13 protein-coding genes, 1 pseudogene and 1 riboswitch are annotated in these 14,830 nt (G+C 70.3%); of the genes and pseudogenes, 6 read left to right on the forward strand and 8 right to left on the reverse strand.

Annotated elements, in window-relative coordinates:
• Positions 1–43: 43 nt before the first annotated feature.
• The 3 genes from BM109_RS13655 (at position 44) to BM109_RS13665 (ending at position 4,803) form a co-directional block, all read left to right on the forward strand.
• Positions 44–505 (forward strand): YidB family protein, encoded by a 462-nt coding sequence (locus tag BM109_RS13655; protein ID WP_093343565.1) that lies wholly within the window; start codon positions 44–46, stop codon positions 503–505.
• A 132-nt stretch (positions 506–637) separates the two neighbouring features.
• The gene (locus tag BM109_RS13660; RefSeq protein ID WP_093343566.1) at positions 638–1,807 is read left to right on the forward strand and encodes an MFS transporter; all 1,170 of its coding nucleotides are present in this window, start codon (positions 638–640) and stop codon (positions 1,805–1,807) included.
• Positions 1,808–1,860: 53 nt separating this feature from the next.
• Positions 1,861–4,803, forward strand: a complete 2,943-nt coding sequence (locus tag BM109_RS13665) for a DUF4132 domain-containing protein (protein WP_093343568.1) — start codon at positions 1,861–1,863, stop codon at positions 4,801–4,803.
• Positions 4,804–4,813: 10 nt separating this feature from the next.
• Here BM109_RS13665 and BM109_RS13670 read toward each other — a convergent pair.
• Together BM109_RS13670 and BM109_RS13675 are read right to left on the reverse strand one after the other, a co-directional pair.
• A pseudogene (locus tag BM109_RS13670) lies at positions 4,814–5,640 on the reverse strand (lysophospholipase).
• Positions 5,641–5,672: 32 nt separating this feature from the next.
• A complete protein-coding gene (locus BM109_RS13675; RefSeq protein WP_093343569.1) occupies positions 5,673–7,184 on the reverse strand; it encodes a M20 family metallopeptidase in 1,512 nt (503 codons plus the stop codon).
• A gap of 95 nt (positions 7,185–7,279) precedes the next feature.
• On the opposite strand from BM109_RS13675, the gene BM109_RS13680 reads away from it, so the two are divergent.
• Positions 7,280–8,182, forward strand: a complete 903-nt coding sequence (locus tag BM109_RS13680; protein ID WP_093344145.1) for a DUF72 domain-containing protein — start codon at positions 7,280–7,282, stop codon at positions 8,180–8,182.
• Positions 8,183–8,213: 31 nt separating this feature from the next.
• On the opposite strand, the gene BM109_RS13685 is transcribed toward BM109_RS13680, so the two are convergent.
• A complete protein-coding gene (locus tag BM109_RS13685; RefSeq protein ID WP_256222563.1) occupies positions 8,214–8,735 on the reverse strand; it encodes a bactofilin family protein in 522 nt (173 codons plus the stop codon).
• A gap of 266 nt (positions 8,736–9,001) precedes the next feature.
• On the opposite strand from BM109_RS13685, the gene BM109_RS13690 reads away from it, so the two are divergent.
• Positions 9,002–9,955 (forward strand): ion transporter, encoded by a 954-nt coding sequence (locus BM109_RS13690; RefSeq protein ID WP_093343572.1) that lies wholly within the window; start codon positions 9,002–9,004, stop codon positions 9,953–9,955.
• On the opposite strand, the gene BM109_RS13695 is transcribed toward BM109_RS13690, so the two are convergent.
• From BM109_RS13695 to BM109_RS13710, 4 genes are all read right to left on the reverse strand, one after another.
• Entirely contained in the window at positions 9,900–10,487 is a 588-nt protein-coding gene (locus BM109_RS13695; RefSeq protein WP_093343574.1) for an IMPACT family protein, read from the reverse strand. The genes BM109_RS13690 and BM109_RS13695 overlap by 56 nt on opposite strands.
• 16 nt (positions 10,488–10,503) lie before the next feature.
• A complete protein-coding gene (gene metW, locus BM109_RS13700) occupies positions 10,504–11,091 on the reverse strand; it encodes a methionine biosynthesis protein MetW (protein WP_057597361.1) in 588 nt (195 codons plus the stop codon).
• Entirely contained in the window at positions 11,088–12,248 is a 1,161-nt protein-coding gene (locus tag BM109_RS13705; protein WP_093343576.1) for a homoserine O-succinyltransferase MetX, read from the reverse strand. Before BM109_RS13705 ends, metW begins: the two co-directional genes overlap by 4 nt.
• Before the next feature lie 156 nt (positions 12,249–12,404).
• Positions 12,405–12,968, reverse strand: coding sequence for a TMEM165/GDT1 family protein (locus BM109_RS13710; RefSeq protein ID WP_057597363.1), 564 nt, complete (start codon positions 12,966–12,968; stop codon positions 12,405–12,407).
• A gap of 8 nt (positions 12,969–12,976) precedes the next feature.
• Positions 12,977–13,166: riboswitch (yybP-ykoY riboswitch) on the reverse strand.
• A 266-nt stretch (positions 13,167–13,432) separates the two neighbouring features.
• On the opposite strand from BM109_RS13710, the gene BM109_RS13715 reads away from it, so the two are divergent.
• Positions 13,433–13,966: an RNA recognition motif domain-containing protein gene (locus BM109_RS13715; protein WP_093343577.1), complete on the forward strand. Its 534-nt coding sequence runs from the start codon at positions 13,433–13,435 to the stop codon at positions 13,964–13,966.
• 71 nt (positions 13,967–14,037) lie between these two features.
• Here BM109_RS13715 and BM109_RS13720 read toward each other — a convergent pair whose 3' ends face one another.
• Positions 14,038–14,826 (reverse strand): SDR family oxidoreductase, encoded by a 789-nt coding sequence (locus tag BM109_RS13720; protein ID WP_093343579.1) that lies wholly within the window; start codon positions 14,824–14,826, stop codon positions 14,038–14,040.
• Positions 14,827–14,830: the final 4 nt, after the last annotated feature.

The following is a 14,830-nucleotide window of genomic DNA, read 5'->3' on the forward strand; positions in this document are numbered from 1 at the left end:
CTGGGAAAATCCCGCGGTTCTGTCACACACCAAGGAAAAAGCCATGGGATTGCTCGACTCGGTACTCGGTCAGGTGCTTGGAGGCGCTGCGCAACAGCAGCAGCCCCAAAGCGGAGGACTCGGCGGTTTGGGCGATCTGGGAGGCTTGGCCGGCGCGCTGGGCGGCCTGCTCGCCAACAACGGCGGTGCAGGCGGCCTCGGCGGCCTGGTTTCGAAATTCGAGCAGGCGGGCCTCGGCGACGTCATCGGCTCGTGGGTCGGCAAGGGTGAGAACCTGCCGGTCTCGGGCGGCCAGCTGCAGGACGCGCTGGGCGGCGACACCATCGCCAACATCGCCTCGAAGCTCGGCATCAATGCGCAGACCCTGCTGCCGATGCTCGCCACCATGCTGCCGGCCCTGATCGATCAGCTCACGCCGCACGGCAAGGTGCCCGAGCAGGGGCTCGGCAACCACGAAGATCTGCTGGGTTCGCTCAGCGGCCTGCTGCAAGGCCGGCAGTCCTGAATTGCAAGAAGCGGATCAAGGATTCGGCGCCCGCGAGGGCGCTTTTTTTTGGCCCGCTGGCGCAGCCCGGCCCGTTCGCGTAGAACCGCGGGCTCTCCCATCGTCCGCAACCCCCGTGCCGCTTCCTCCCCCATGAATCGCAACCTCTGGCTGCTCGCCATCTGCCAGGGCCTGTTCCTGACCAACAACGTCACCTTCATCGCGATCAACGGCCTGGTCGGCCTCGCGATCGCGCCGCGCGGCTGGATGGCGACGCTGCCCGTGATGGGCTACGTGGTCGGCAGCGCGCTCGCCACCGGGCTCGTGGTGCGCAGCCAGCGCCGGTTCGGCCGGCGCGGCGCGTTCCAGATCGGCCTGGCCGTGGCGCTGGGCTCGGCGCTGCTGTGCGCCTATGCGGCGTTCTCGAAGGACTTCTGGCTGCTGTGCTTCGCGACCGTGGTCGCGGGCTACTACAACGCCAACGCGGGGCTCTACCGCTTCGCGGCGGCCGAGCTCGCGGCGCCCGACTGGCGCGAGAAGGCGGTCTCGCTGGTGATGGCCGGCGGGCTGATCGGCGCGGTGGCCGGCCCGAACCTCGCGGCCGCCACGCGCCAGATGTTCGCCGTGCCCTTCGCGGGCGCCTACCTCGCGCTCGCGGCCGTGGCGCTGCTGTCGATGGCGCTCATGCGCTTCATCGAGTTCCCCGCACCGCCCGTGCGCGCCCAGGGCGGCGGACGGCCGCTGGCCGAGATCGCGCGGCAACCGGTGTTCATCGTGGCCGCCGCCGCGGGCGCGCTCGGCTACGGCGTGATGAACCTGCTGATGGCCGCGACGCCGATCGCGATGCAGATCTGCAGCCTGCCGTTCGAGGACGCGGCGCTGGTGCTCGAATGGCATGTGATCGGCATGTTCGCGCCGGGCTTCTTCACCGGCCACCTGATCCGCCGCTTCGGCGCGCTGCCGGTGATGGGCGCGGGGCTGGTGCTGAACCTGGCCTGTATCGCGGTCGCGCTGTCGGGCGTGGAGCTGCGGCATTTCGCGATCGCGCTGTGCCTGCTCGGCGTGGGCTGGAATTTCCTCTTCACCGGCAGCACCACGCTGTCGCTGACCGCCTACACGGCCGAGGAGCGTGACCGGGCCCAGGGCGCGCTCAACTTCTGCGTGTTCGCGACGCTGGCGCTGACCTCCTTCGCCTCGGGCGTGCTGGTGACGACCCAGGGCTGGCAGCTGCTGAACTTCGGCTCGCTGGTGCCGGTGGCGCTGACCGGCGCCGCGCTGCTGTGGCTCGCGCACACGCGCCGCCGCGCGCGCGGCGCGGCCTGAGCCGTCACGGCCATCCCCGACAATCCCGCCCGCATCAACCACGGGGAGAGGCGATGGCGGCTGGCCGCAAGGGGAAGCAGGGCGACGATCCGGGCGCGTTGCCCGATGGCACGGTCCGCTGGACGGCGTCGATGCGCGGCGCGCTCGCCGAATTCCGCAACACGCCCTGCCGCCAGTGCGGCGCCACGCTGTCCGAGGCCCAGCCGCTGCACGAGCAGCTCGACCACATCGGCCGCCACCCGCAGCCCGCCTGGCAACAGCGGCCGCAGAGGCTGCGCGTGCTCGAACTGCATGGCGCCGGCGCGCTGCCGCTGTTCCTTGAGCCCGCGCCGCGCAAGGAGGCGCTGGCCGACCTGCTCGCGATCCATCATGCCGACGCGGTGCGCTTCCTCGCGGGCCAGGTCCGGCATCCCGAATGCAAGACGGCGCTCGCGAAGCAGGCCGAGCGCTGGCCACTGCTGGTGCTGCGCGAACTGCTGGCCGCCAACCCGGCGCGCCACCAGGCCGGCGCGACACTGGTGCTCGAACTGCTGGCCGCGCATCCCGAATGGCAGGCGCCGCTCGAAGCGGCCTGCGACGAGCCCCAGCGCAAGGCGCTCGCGCGGCTGCAGGCCGATGACGGTGGTGGACTGGCCGATGCCGAACCCGCGCAGTGGCCGGCCTTCCTGCGCGCACCGCCCTGGAAGGACAGGCAGGCGCTGCCCGCGATCCCGGTGCTGGCACTGGCGCTCGATGACGCCGCGCAGCCCGCTCGGCTGCACTGGCAGCACGCGGTGCCGCGGCGCTATCCGCCGGTCGGCGGCGAACCCGCGCAGTGGCTGGCAGAGGAAGTGCGCGACGCACAGCAGCGCGGCGAACGCCAGCTGGCCGAGTACCCACGTCCGCACCACACGACGCAGCCGCCGCCCGAGGCTCGGGCCTGGGACCGCCCGCGCAAGGCGCTGTGGATGCTGGGCCTGAAAGCCAATCGCATCGAGGACGCGATCCGCGACCACGGCACCAGCCTGTCGGCGGACGACTTCGGCAAGCCGCCCGGCGATTCGTGGAGCTGCGGCGACCAGCTCTGGCAATTGCCCGAGCCGCTGGCGATGGCGGTGTTCGCGCGGCTGCCACCCGCCAGCCACTACATGGGCGACGCGAGCTACCTGCGGCCGCTGCTGCATCGCTTCGGCACGGCCGCGCTGCCGGGCCTGCCGCTCTATCTGAAGCAAGGCTCGCGCGCCATGTTCGAGCTGGCCGCGGTGATCGAATGGGAGCGGCTCGCGCCCTGGATCGCCAAGGGCTTCCACGGCAACCGCTGGGTGCGGCAGGAAGCCTGTGCCTGGCTCGGCCGCTATCCCGAGGCCGCCGCGCGCGGCTTGGTGCCCGACGCGCTCGGCGCACCGGGCATCGCACGCGATGCGGCGCAGGCCGCGCTGCGCTGGCTGCACGAAGCCGGCCATGCCGATGCGGTCCATGCGCAAGCCATGGCCTACGGCTCGGCCGCGGCCGAGGCCGTGTCGCAGCTGCTCGCCATCGCGCCCGAACACCTGCTGCCCGAGACGCTGCCGACACTGCCCAAGTCACTGCCGCTGTCGACCCTGCCACGCCTGGTGCTCGCCGAGGACGCCACGCGGGCGCTGCCGGCGTCGCTGCTGCCCGACGTGCTGATGACGATGGCGCTCGGCAAGCCCGAAACGCCGTACCCGGGCCTCGCCGCGCTGCAGGCCGCGGTCGCGCCCGAGGCGCTGGCGCGTTTCGCACGCGCGCTGCTGGCCTGGTGGATCGGCAATGGCCGGCCAAGCAAGGAGCGCTGGATGTTCGCGCTGCAGGGCCGGCTCGGCGACGACGAGACCGCGCGCCAGCTCGCGAGCCTGCTGCGCCAGTGGCGCGCGGCGCTCGACCGCGTGCGCGCCTACGACGCGCTCGCGATGCTCGGCGAGATCGGCAGCGATGCCGCGCTGATGCACCTGGGCGAGCTCGCGCGCCAGACGCGCTACGCCGACCTCAACGCGCGGGCCTCGGCGCTGCTCGACGAGGTGGCGGCGCAGCGCGGCCTGAGCCTGGCGCAGCTGGCCGACCGCACGGTGCCCGAGCTCGGGCTCGATGCGCGCGCGGGCCTGGCGCTCGACTTCGGCCCGCGCCGCTTCACGCTGCAGATGGACGACCGCCTGCAGCCGCTGCTGCGCGACGGCGCGGGCAAGCCGCTGAAGGCGCTGCCCAAGCCCAACGCCGCCGACGATGCGGTGCAGGCCGCCGCCGCGACCGAGCAGCTCAAGGAACTGCGCAAGCTGGCGAAAACCGTCGCGGCCACGCAGCTGCGCCGGCTCGAGGCCGCGATGTGCGAGCAGCGGCGCTGGACGCACGGCGAGTTCATGGCCTTCCTGGTGCGGCATCCGGTGATGCGGGTGTTCGTCCGGCAGCTGGTGTGGGGGCTGTTCGACGAGAGCGGTGAACTCGCAGCGAGCTTCCGCGTGAGCGCCGAGGGCGAGCTGGTCGATCCGCACGACGATCCCTTCGCGCTGCCCGACGACGAGGGCGCGCGCATCGGCATCGCGCACCCGCTCGAGTTCGCGGCACGCAACCCCGCGCTGGCGACCGCCTGGGCCTCGGTGCTGGCCGACTACGAGATCGTGCAGCCCTTCGAGCAGCTCGCGCGGGCGCACTTCACGCTCGATCCGGCGCTGCGCACGCAACGCGCGCTGCCGCAGTGGACCGGCCGCACGGTGACGAATGCCGGCCTGCTCGGCCTGGAAGCGCGCGGCTGGCAGCGCGAGGTCGGCGACGGCGGAATGATCTACCGCTTCGGCAAGCCGGTGGGCGAAGGCCTGGCGATCTGGCTGCAGGTCGAGGAGGGCTGGTACGTACAGGGCGCAGCCGACCCCAAGGCGCAGCAGACGGTGGCGGGCGTCGCGCTCGAAGGCGCCGAAGGCCGCTGCCTCGGCGACGTGGCGCCGATCGCGTGGAGCGAGGTCGAGCGCGACCTGCAGCGCGCGGTGTGGGCGCCGGCGCCCTGAACGCCCGCGCTCAGGCCGCGGCGGGAAAGCGCCGGGCCAGCCAGCGCTCGAGCGCATCGAACACCGGCTGCGCCTCGAGTTCGTTGAAGAGCTCGTGATAGAGCGTCTCGAAGCCATGCGCCTCGACCTGCCCGCTGGCCGCGGCGGCCTGCGCGAAGGCCCGGCTCGCGGCCGGCTTCACGAGCCGGTCGTCGCCCGCGTACAGCAGCAGCGTGGGCACCGGCCATCGCGGCGCCGCGCGCAGCACGGTCTCGCCTTCATAGGCCAGGAAGCGCGCGAGCCGGCTGCCGATGCGGTCGTGGGTCAGCGGATCGTCGCGGTAGGCCTGGACCACGGCGCGGTCGTGCGAGAGGAAGTTGTCGTCGAGCCCGTTGCCCACGCGCAGGTTGGGCGCGATGCGCGGCAGCACCGCGAGCAGCAGCTTCTGGAAGCCGCTCAGGCCCGGATCGAGCCCCGGCGACGAGAGCACCAGTCCATCGACCGGCCGTACGCCGCGCGCCACCAGGCTCGCCGCGACCAGCCCGCCCAGGCTGTGGCCCAGCAGCACCAGCGGCAGGCCCGGGTTGGCGGTGCGCGCATCGTCGATCACGAGCGCGAGGTCGTCGACCAGCCGCAGCTCGCTCGGCAAGCCGCCGCGCGCGCCGCTCGAGGCGCCATGGCCATGGTGGTCATGGGCCCAGACGGCGAAGCCCCAGCCGTGCAGCCGCTCGGCCAGCGCGTGGTAGCGCCCGGCATGCTCGCCGAGGCCGTGCACCAGCACGACCACGGCGCGCGCCGGGCCCGGCGCGGGCAGGCGGCGCAGCACCAGCGTTCGCCGCCGGGCGCGGCGAGCGACACGCGCTGCGGCTCGGGCAACGCGGCCCACGGGTTCACGCGGCCGCCGGTGCTTCCTGCGCGGCGCGGTGCGCGGCCGGCAGCGCCGCGATCACCTCGGCCACGGCGGCCGTGAGCTTCTTGGCGTAGGGCACGTGCAGGAACTCGTTCGGGCCGTGGGCATTGCTCTTCGGGCCGAGCACGCCGCAGACCATCATCTGCGCGGTCGGGAAACCGGCGCTCAGCATGTTCATCAGCGGGATCGTGCCGCCCTGGCCGATGTAGCCGCAGGAGGCACCGAAGTGCGCGCGCGAGGCTTTGTTGAGCGCATCCTCGAACCAGGGCGTGATGGTGGGCGCGTTCCAGCCGGTGGCGCCGCCGTTGCTTTCGAAGGTCACGCGGGCCTGGTAGGGCGCGTTGTCCTCGAGCAGCGCCTTGAGGCTGCCGACCGCCTCGGCCGCATCGACCAGCGGCGGCAGCCGCAGCGACAGCTTGAAGGCGGTGTAGGGGCGCAGCACGTTGCCCGCATCCTTCAGCGCCGGGAAGCCCTCGGCGCCGGTCACCGACAGCGTGGGCTTCCAGGTGCGGTTGAGCAGCGCCTCGACCGGGTCGGTGGTGGTCGGCAGCGCGAACATGGTGGAACCGCCGCAGTCGTAGTGCGCCCACGGGAAGCGCTTGTAGACCTCCTCGCCGAGGATCGCGGCCGTGGCCTTGGCCTGCGCCAGTCGGTCGGGCGGCACCTCGCAATGGAAGCTCGCGGGCAGCAGCCGGCCGGTGGCGCTGTCCTCGAGGCGGTCGAGCACCTGGCGCATGATGCGGAAGCTCGAGGGCACGAGCCCCGAGGCATCGCCCGAGTGGATGCCCTCGGTCAACACCTCGACCTTGAGCGTGCCGCTGGCCATGCCGCGCAGCGAGGTGGTGAGCCACAACTGGTCGTAGTTGCCGGCGCCCGAATCGAGGCAGATCACCAGCTCGACCTCGCCCAGGCGCGGACGCAGCGCGTCGACGTAGGGCAGCAGGTCGTAGGAGCCGCTCTCCTCGCAGGTCTCGATCAGGCCGACGATGCGCGGATGGGCCGTGCCCTGGCGCTTGATGGCCTGCAGCGCCGCGATGCTGGCGTAGACCGCGTAGCCGTCGTCGGCGCCGCCGCGGCCGTAGAGCAGGCCGTTCTCGTACTTGGGCGTCCAGGGGCCGAGGTCGTTGCGCCAGCCGGTGAACTCGGGCTGCTTGTCGAGGTGGCCGTACATCAGCACGGTCTCGCGCATGTCGGTGCCGGTGGCGGGCACCTCGAAGAACAGCACCGGCGTGCGGCCCTCGAGGCGCACGATCTCCAGCTTCAGGCCCTCGACCTTCTGCGCCTCGACCCAGGCCGCGGCATTGCGCAACACGGTCTCGAGGTGGCCGTGGGCCGACCAGTCCTTGTCGAAGCCCGGCGACTTGGCCGGAATGGCGATGTAGTCGGTGAGCTGGCGCACGATGTCGCCGTCCCACTGGGCGGTGACGTCGGACAGGGCCCGCTCGGCGTCGAGCAGGCCGGCGGGAATTTCGCGGTGCAGGGGAGCGTTCATCGGGGTTCTCCGCGGTGGGGTGGCGAGACAAAAGCCGCATTTTGCGCCCATGGCCGCGGGCGCGTAGAGTGCGGTCGATCAACCTGGAGGGCGACGTGAGCAAGGCATCGACGACTCGGATCAAGGTGGGCATCGGCGGCTGGACCTACGAGCCCTGGCGCGACAACTTCTACCCCAAGGGGCTCGCACACGCGAAGGAGCTGAACTACGCGAGCCGCCACGTCAGCGCGATCGAGATCAACGGCACCTACTACAGCACCTTCAAGCCCGACAACTTCCGCAAGTGGCGCGACGACACGCCCGAGGGCTTCGTGTTCTCGATGAAGGCCTCGCGCTTCGCGACCAACCGCAAGCTGCTTTCGACCGCGGGCGAATCGATCCGGCGCTTCATCGACAGCGGCGTGACCGAGCTCGGCCCCAAGCTCGGGCCGATCGTCTGGCAGTTCATGCCGACCAAGCAGTTCGATGCCGAGGACTTCGAGGCCTTCCTCGAGCTGCTGCCGAAGAAGGAGGGCAGCACGCCGCTGCGCCACGTGATGGACGTGCGCCACGAGAGCTTCATCGTGCCGGCCTACAAGGCGCTCGCGAAGAAGCACAAGGTGTCGACCGTCTTCACCGACGCCGACAAGTTCCCGTCCTTCGAGGAGCCCGAGGGCGAGTTCGCCTATGCGCGGCTCATGATGGCCGACGCGAAGCAGAAGACCGGCTATGCGGCGAAGGCGCTCGACGGCTGGGCCGAACGCGCGCAGGGCTGGGCCGGAACCACCGCGAAGCCGCGCGAGGTGTTCGTCTATTTCATCAACGGGGCGAAGGAGCGTGCACCGGCAGCGGCGGCGGAATTGCTCGAGCGCCTGGGCTGGGAAGCGCCGGCACCGGCGGAAGAACCGGCAGCGGCACCGAAGGCGCCCAGAACGCCGAAGCCGCCGGCTGCCGCGAAGAAGGCGGCGGGCACGGCGGCCAAAAAAGCGAAGACCGGGACGGCTTCGAAGAAAGCCTGACCCGGCCCGCGCTGCGATCGGGAACGGCCGATCAGGCCGCGGCTTGCACCGCGGGCTTCGCGCCGAAGCTGATCTCGCCCGAGATCTGGCCGCCTTCCTCGATCACGATCTTGCCGTAGCGGATCTTGCCCGTGACCTTGCCGGTCGAATGGATCACCAGCTTCTCGCGCACCGTGAGGTTGCCGTCGAACACGCCGCGGATCTCGGCGATGTCGATCTCGGCCGAGCCCTTGAACTCGCCCTGTTCGGCGATCTGCATCAGGCGCGAATCCATGGTGGCCTCGACCAGGCCTTCGACCACGAGCGTGTCGCAATCGGTGATCTCGACGCCCTTGAGCTTGATGTTGGGGCCGACGGTGAGCTTGCTGCCGCCTTCCTTCACGGCGGGTGCGGCGGCGGCGGCATTGAGGCCGGCCTGGGCGGTCAACGACGAGGGATTGACGGGGGAGCCCGAGAGGTTGGTGCCCGAGCCCACGAGCGGCGCGGGCCTGGAGGTCAATGCATCGTTTTCGCGTTCGCGCTTGCCGAAGAAAGGGGAGGAAGAAGTGGCCAAAAGAGAGCTCCTCATGAAAAGGACTATCGTAAGAATGCGCTTGGGGCCTCCTGCACTTCATTGCGCAAGAGGCGTAACCGAATAAATCGGTCGCGCGCCATCATCGCCCGATTCGCTGGCGGTGCCAACCACAAAGGACGATGTCCTTTCACGGGTGCGCGAAGCGCGGGAAGTTCCCTTGGTTCGCGCCGTATGCGACGGACTCCGACCCGAACGGCGCACCTGCGCATCGACAATGCGCCGCAGCCCACCAGCGACCCGCCACCATGACGACCTTCCTCTCGAGAGACACCATCGCTTCCCTCACGGCCGAGGCCGCGGCCGGCGACGCGCGCTTCGGCAAGCCCGCGCACGGCTGGCGCCGCTCGCTGTTCTCGGTGATCTTCGAATCCGAATCGCGCGCGGGCCGGCTGTTCGACTTGGTGCTGATCGCGGTGATCGTGACCAGCGTGGCGGTGGTGATCCTCGACAGCGTCCAGCCGATCCACCAGCGCTGGGGCTCGACCTTCAGCGTGCTCGAATGGTTCTTCACGGCTCTCTTCACGCTCGAGTACCTGGGCCGCCTGGCCTGCGTGAAGCGGCCGCTGCGCTATGCGCTGAGCTTCTACGGCGTGATCGACCTGCTGGCGCTGCTGCCGACCTTCCTGGCCATCCTCACGCCCGAGCTCGCCTACCTGATCGACGTGCGCATCCTGCGGCTTTTGCGCGTGTTCCGCATCTTCAAGCTCTCGCGCTATTCGGCCGAGTACCGCGCGCTGGTCTCGGCGGTGGCGGCCAGCCGCCGCAAGATCACCGTGTTCGTCGGCTTCGTGATGCTGGTGGTGCTGGTGATGGGCACGCTGATGTACGTGGTCGAGGGCCCGCAGCACGGCTTCACCAGCATCCCGGTGGCGGTGTACTGGGCGATCTCGACCATGGCCACCGTGGGCTTCGGCGACCTGGTGCCCAAGACCGACCTGGGCCGCGCGATCGCCTCGGTGATGATGCTGCTGGGCTGGGGCGTGCTCGCGGTGCCCACCGGCATCGTGACGGCCGAGATGGCGCGCCGCCCCTACGACGACGAAGGCGGCGCGGCGGCCTTGCCGCTGGCACCGCGCGGCGTGCTCGCGATGACGGCACTGGCGCCCGACGAAGCGGGCACGCCCGCCGTGCCGCGCAAGCGGCTCACGCCCGCGGCCAGGCGACGCGCCCTTGGGCAGCATCGTCGAGGCGCGCGATGAAGGCTTCGGCCGCGGTCTCGGGCAGCGCGAAGACGAAGGCCACCGTGCTGGCATGCGCCACCGATTCGAGCACCGCGCCGGCCGCGGCCAGCTCGCGCCGCACCAGGCCCTCGAGCGCATAGGGCACTTCGCAGCGCAGCGTGCGCAGGCGCACCAGCGGCACCAGCCGCGCGCCGGTCAGCGCCTGCGCGACGCTGTCGGTGTAGGCGCGCACCAGCCCGCCCGCGCCGAGCTTCACGCCGCCGAAATAGCGCACCACGGTCGCGAGCGCGCCTTCGATCTGCTGGTGGCGCAGCACCTCGAGCATCGGCCGGCCCGCGGTGCCGCCCGGCTCGCCATCGTCGTTGGCGGCCGACTGGCCGCCGGCCATCAGCGCCCAGCACACGTGGGCCGCGCCCGGGTGTTCGGCGCGCAGCGCGGCGACGACCGCCAGCGCCGCCTCGCGGTCGGGCACGGACTGCACGCAGCCGATGAAGCGGCTCTTCTTGATCAGCAGTTCGCTGTGGACCGGCTGGGCGAGCGTGAACGCCATGGGCGGCGGGGCGCCTTCAGCCCCCGTGCTCGAACTTGAACACCGCGGTGCTGGCGCGCGCGTTGGGCAGCCAGCGCACGTCGCGGCCGTCCTGCAGGCCGAAGGCATCGAGCACGCGCAGGTTGTTCTTGCGCGCGAGCACCTCGAAGTCCTTGAAGGTGCCCACGCGGATGTTGGGCGTGTCGTACCACTGGTAGGGCAGCCGCCGCGTGACCGGCATGCGGCCGCGCGCCACGCTGATGCGGTTGGGCCAGTGCGCGAAGTTGGGGAAGGCCACGATGCCGAAGCGGCCCACGCGCGCGGTCTCGCGCAGCATCACCTCGGCATTGCGCAGGTGCTGCAGGGTGTCGATCTGCAGCACCACGTCGAAGGTGGCGTCGTCGAACATCGCCAGGCCTTCGTCGAGGTTGAGCTGGATCACGTCGACGCCGCGGCGGATGCACTGCAGCACGTTGCCGTCGGCGATCTCCACGCCGTAGCCGGTGCAGCCGCGCTCTCGCTGCAGCAGCGCGAGCAGGGCGCCGTCGCCGCAGCCGAGGTCGAGCACGCGCGAGCCCTCGGGCACGAGCGCGGCGATGTGGCGCTGGATGTCGTTGTCGCTCACGATGCGATCTCCTGGGCCACGCGCTCGAAGTAGGAACGCACCACGCCCATGTAGCGCACGTCGTCGAGCAGGAAGGCGTCGTGGCCGTGCGGGGCGTCGATCTCGGCGTAGCTCACGCTGCGGCGGTTGTCGAGCAGCGCCTTCACCAGCTCGCGGCTGCGTGCGGGCGAGAAGCGCCAGTCGGTCTTGAAGCTCACGAGCAGGAACTTGGCGCTGGCGCGCGCGAACGCGGCCGTGAGGTTGCCGCCGTGCTCGCGCGCGGGGTCGAAGTAGTCGAGCGCGCGCGTGATGAGCAGGTAGGTGTTGGCGTCGAAGTACTCGCTGAACTTGTCGCCCTGGTAGCGCAGGTAGCTCTCGATCTGGAACTCGATCTCCTGCGTGGAGTAGCGATAGGCCGCGTCGTCGCGAGCCGCCTCGCCCTCGACCGCGTTGCGCAGCAGGCGCCCGAACTTCGCGTTCATGACGTCGTCGCTGAGGTAGGTGATGTGGCCGATCATGCGGGCGATGCGCAGGCCGCGCTTGGGGATCACGCCGTGCTCGTAGAAGTGGCCGCCGTGGAAGTCGGGGTCGGTCACGATGGCGCGGCGCGCCACCTCGTTGAAGGCGATGTTCTCGGCCGTGAGGTTGGGCGCGCTGGCGACCACCACCGCGTGGCGCACGCGCTCGGGGTACTGCAGCGTCCACGACAGCGCCTGCATGCCGCCGAGGCTGCCGCCCATCACCGCCGCGAGCGTGTGGATGCCGAGCGCGTCGAGCAGCGCGGCCTGGGCGTCGACCCAGTCCTCGACCGTGACCACCGGGAAGTCGGCGCCGTAGACGCGGCCGGTCGCGGGGTTCACGTGCATTGGCCCGGTGGAGCCGAAGCAGGAGCCGAGGTTGTTGACGCCGATGACGAAGAAGCGGTCGGTGTCCAGCGGCTTGCCGGGCCCGACCATGTTGTCCCACCAGCCCGCGGAGCGGGCCTGGCCCTCGTAGACGCCCGCGACGTGGTGCGAGGCGTTGAGGGCGTGGCACACGAGCACCGCATTGCTGCGCTTGGCATTGAGCGTGCCGTAGGTTTCGTAGGCGAGCGTGTAGCTGCCGATGGTCGCGCCGCTGCGCAGGGCCAGCGGGCCCGCGAACTGCATCGACTGGGGAGTGACGACCAACGAGGACATGAAATGAAAAACCCGGCCTCGCCAAAAACGAGCCGGGTCACGGCATCCGTCTTTAGCTGTATTTATCAAGCGCCCGCAAGCTGGAGCAAATCGGCGCGAGCGGCAGTATATCGCCGCGGGCCCGGGACGGCAGGCCCCGGGCTTTGGACGGCGGCGCTACCAGCCGATCAGCGCGACCACGCCCAGCACCAGGAAGATGACGGCCGAGATCGAGTGCACGAGCTTGATCGGCACGCGCTTGACGATGCGGTCGCCGAGCCAGACCACCGGCGCGTTGGCCAGCATCATCCCGAAGGTGGTGCCGACCACGACCCAGAAATAGGCCTCGGTGAAGCGCGCCGCGAGCATCACGGTGGCGATCTGCGTCTTGTCGCCCATCTCGGCGAGGAAGAAGGCGACCACCGTGGTGCCGAAGACGCCGAAGTGCGAGGAGCGCGGGGCATCGTCGTCATCGAGCTTGTCGGGGATCAGCATCCAGATCGCCATCGCGATGAAGGAGCCGCCGAGGATCCAGCGCAGGATGTCGGGGCCGAGCCAGTGGGTGATCCAGTTGCCGACCGCGCCCGCGAGCGCGTGGTTGATGACGGTGGCGGCGAAGATGCCCGCCACGATCGGCCAGGGTTTTCTGAAACGGGCGGCCAGCAGGAGGGCGAGCAACTGGGTCTTGTCGCCCATTTCGGCGAGCGCGACGACACCGGTCGCGACGAGAAAAGCTTCCATGAAAAAACGGTTCCTTGGCCGAAGGGACGCAATTGACCGTGCAACACCTTCGGCCAAATTTCCCGAAGTTGCACGGTCAATGGTCTCGCCAGGTGTTGTTCTTCACTGCCCGCGCCATGTCCTGTGTGGGGCAGGACAAGTCTGTTGACGCGGGCCCTTCTCGTAGACGGAAGGCGGCTACTCCCCAATGACGGGCGAATTCTAACCCTTAAGTGTCATAGGCCCAGTTCGGGGCCTGGTTAGTAAGCGTGCGCTAACTCCAGGAGTCAAAATCCGTGCTACCGCAAGAAGCAAATTCCTGCTTGCATTTCTTGTATTTCACCCATAATGCACGAGCCTCCCTTTTCATTTCGGGTTGGAGGCACTGGGTGATCGGACAGTTTCGCGCGACTCGGCGGCTCTCGTTTGAGTGATGCTAATCGGGACTCCATCGCTTTTCTTGATGTGTTTATAGGAGTCCCTTGATGGGCAACAAACTGTACGTCGGCAACCTGCCTTACTCGGTGCGCGACGGTGATCTGGAGCAGGCATTCGGTCAGTTCGGTGCTGTGACCAGCGCCAAGGTCATGATGGAACGCGATACCGGCCGCTCGAAGGGCTTCGGCTTCGTCGAGATGGGCAGTGAAGCGGAAGCACAGGCCGCCATCAACGGCATGAACGGCCAACCCCTGGGCGGCCGCAGCGTGGTCGTCAATGAAGCCCGCCCGATGGAAGCACGTCCCCCGCGCAGCGGTGGTGGCGGCGGCTACGGCGGCGGTGGTGGTGGTTATGGCGGCGGTGGTGGCGGTGGCTACGGCGGCGGCGGTGGTGGCGGCTACGGCGGTGGTGGTGGCGGCGGTCGCAGCGGCGGCGGTGGTGGCTACGGCGGCGGTGGCCGCAGTGGTGGCGGCGGCGGTGGTGGCGATGGCGGTTTCCGCAGCCCCTACGGCGCCGGCCCGCGTGGCGGCGGCGGCGGTGGTCGCGGCGGCTACGGTGGCGGCGGCAACAGCGGCTACTGATCGCTTTCCAAAAAAGACAAAAGGCTCCTTCGGGAGCCTTTTTCGTTGCCGCGGCCGGTACGGCCTCGGGTTCAGCCTTCGCCGCGCCGCTTCTTCCGCCCGCGCCCCTGCACCGCGCGGTCGAGCAGCGCGTTGGGCAGCATGCGCATGATCTTGGCGATCACGCCCATCTGCCAGGGAATCACGCGATAGCTGGCACCGCTCTCGATCGCGCCCAGCGCCCGGTCGGCGAAGGCCTCGGGCTTCATCAGGAACGGCATGCCGTAGCGGTTGCCCTGCGTGAGCGGGGTGTCGATGTAGCCGGGCAGCAGGGTCACGACCTTGACGCCGCTGCCGTGCAGCTCGCCGCGCAGGCTCTCGCAGTAGGCGACCACGCCGGCCTTGCTCGCGCAGTAGGCGCCGTGCCCCGGCAGTCCGCGGATGGCCGCGACGCTCGCGATGCCGACCAGCCGCCCGCTGCCGCGCTGCACCATCGCGCGCACGAAGGGATGGAAGGTGGCGGCCAGCCCGACGTTGTTGGTGGCGAAGGTCTGCGTCAGCACGTCGAGGTCCTCGCGCTCCGCCGTGTCGATGCCCACGCTGATGCCGGCATTGGCGATCACCACGTCGGGCACGCCCTGGCGCTCGATGCAGGCGGCGCCGGCGGCCACGATGCTGTCGGTGCGCGCGACGTCGGCGCTGTAGATCAGGTAGCGGCCGCGGTCGAGTCCGCGCGCGTTGGCCCAGGCTTCGATTTCGCCGGTGCGGCGCGCGACCAGCGCCAGCCGGTAGCCCGCGTCGTAGAAGCGCGCGGCCAGCGCCTGGCCGATGCCGCTGGAGGCGCCGGTGATGAAGACGAGGGGCGACGGCGCGGTGGTCATGGCG

It is taken from the genome of Variovorax sp. PDC80, assembly GCF_900115375.1.
Classification (GTDB): domain Bacteria; phylum Pseudomonadota; class Gammaproteobacteria; order Burkholderiales; family Burkholderiaceae_C; genus Variovorax.

Excerpts from the sequence above, each read along its gene's own strand:
- BM109_RS13655 (WP_093343565.1), top strand. The coding sequence starts at position 44 with ATGGGATTGCTCGACTCGGTACTCGGTCAGGTGCTTGGAGGCGCTGCG.
- BM109_RS13720 (WP_093343579.1), bottom strand. The coding sequence starts at position 14,826 with ATGACCACCGCGCCGTCGCCCCTCGTCTTCATCACCGGCGCCTCCAGC.
- BM109_RS13715 (WP_093343577.1), top strand. The coding sequence starts at position 13,433 with ATGGGCAACAAACTGTACGTCGGCAACCTGCCTTACTCGGTGCGCGAC.
- BM109_RS13675 (WP_093343569.1), bottom strand. The coding sequence starts at position 7,184 with ATGAACGCTCCCCTGCACCGCGAAATTCCCGCCGGCCTGCTCGACGCC.
- BM109_RS13690 (WP_093343572.1), top strand. The coding sequence starts at position 9,002 with ATGACGACCTTCCTCTCGAGAGACACCATCGCTTCCCTCACGGCCGAG.
- BM109_RS13710 (WP_057597363.1), bottom strand. The coding sequence starts at position 12,968 with ATGGAAGCTTTTCTCGTCGCGACCGGTGTCGTCGCGCTCGCCGAAATG.
- BM109_RS13660 (WP_093343566.1), top strand. The coding sequence starts at position 638 with ATGAATCGCAACCTCTGGCTGCTCGCCATCTGCCAGGGCCTGTTCCTG.
- BM109_RS13705 (WP_093343576.1), bottom strand. The coding sequence starts at position 12,248 with ATGTCCTCGTTGGTCGTCACTCCCCAGTCGATGCAGTTCGCGGGCCCG.
- BM109_RS13695 (WP_093343574.1), bottom strand. The coding sequence starts at position 10,487 with ATGGCGTTCACGCTCGCCCAGCCGGTCCACAGCGAACTGCTGATCAAG.
- BM109_RS13665 (WP_093343568.1), top strand. The coding sequence starts at position 1,861 with ATGGCGGCTGGCCGCAAGGGGAAGCAGGGCGACGATCCGGGCGCGTTG.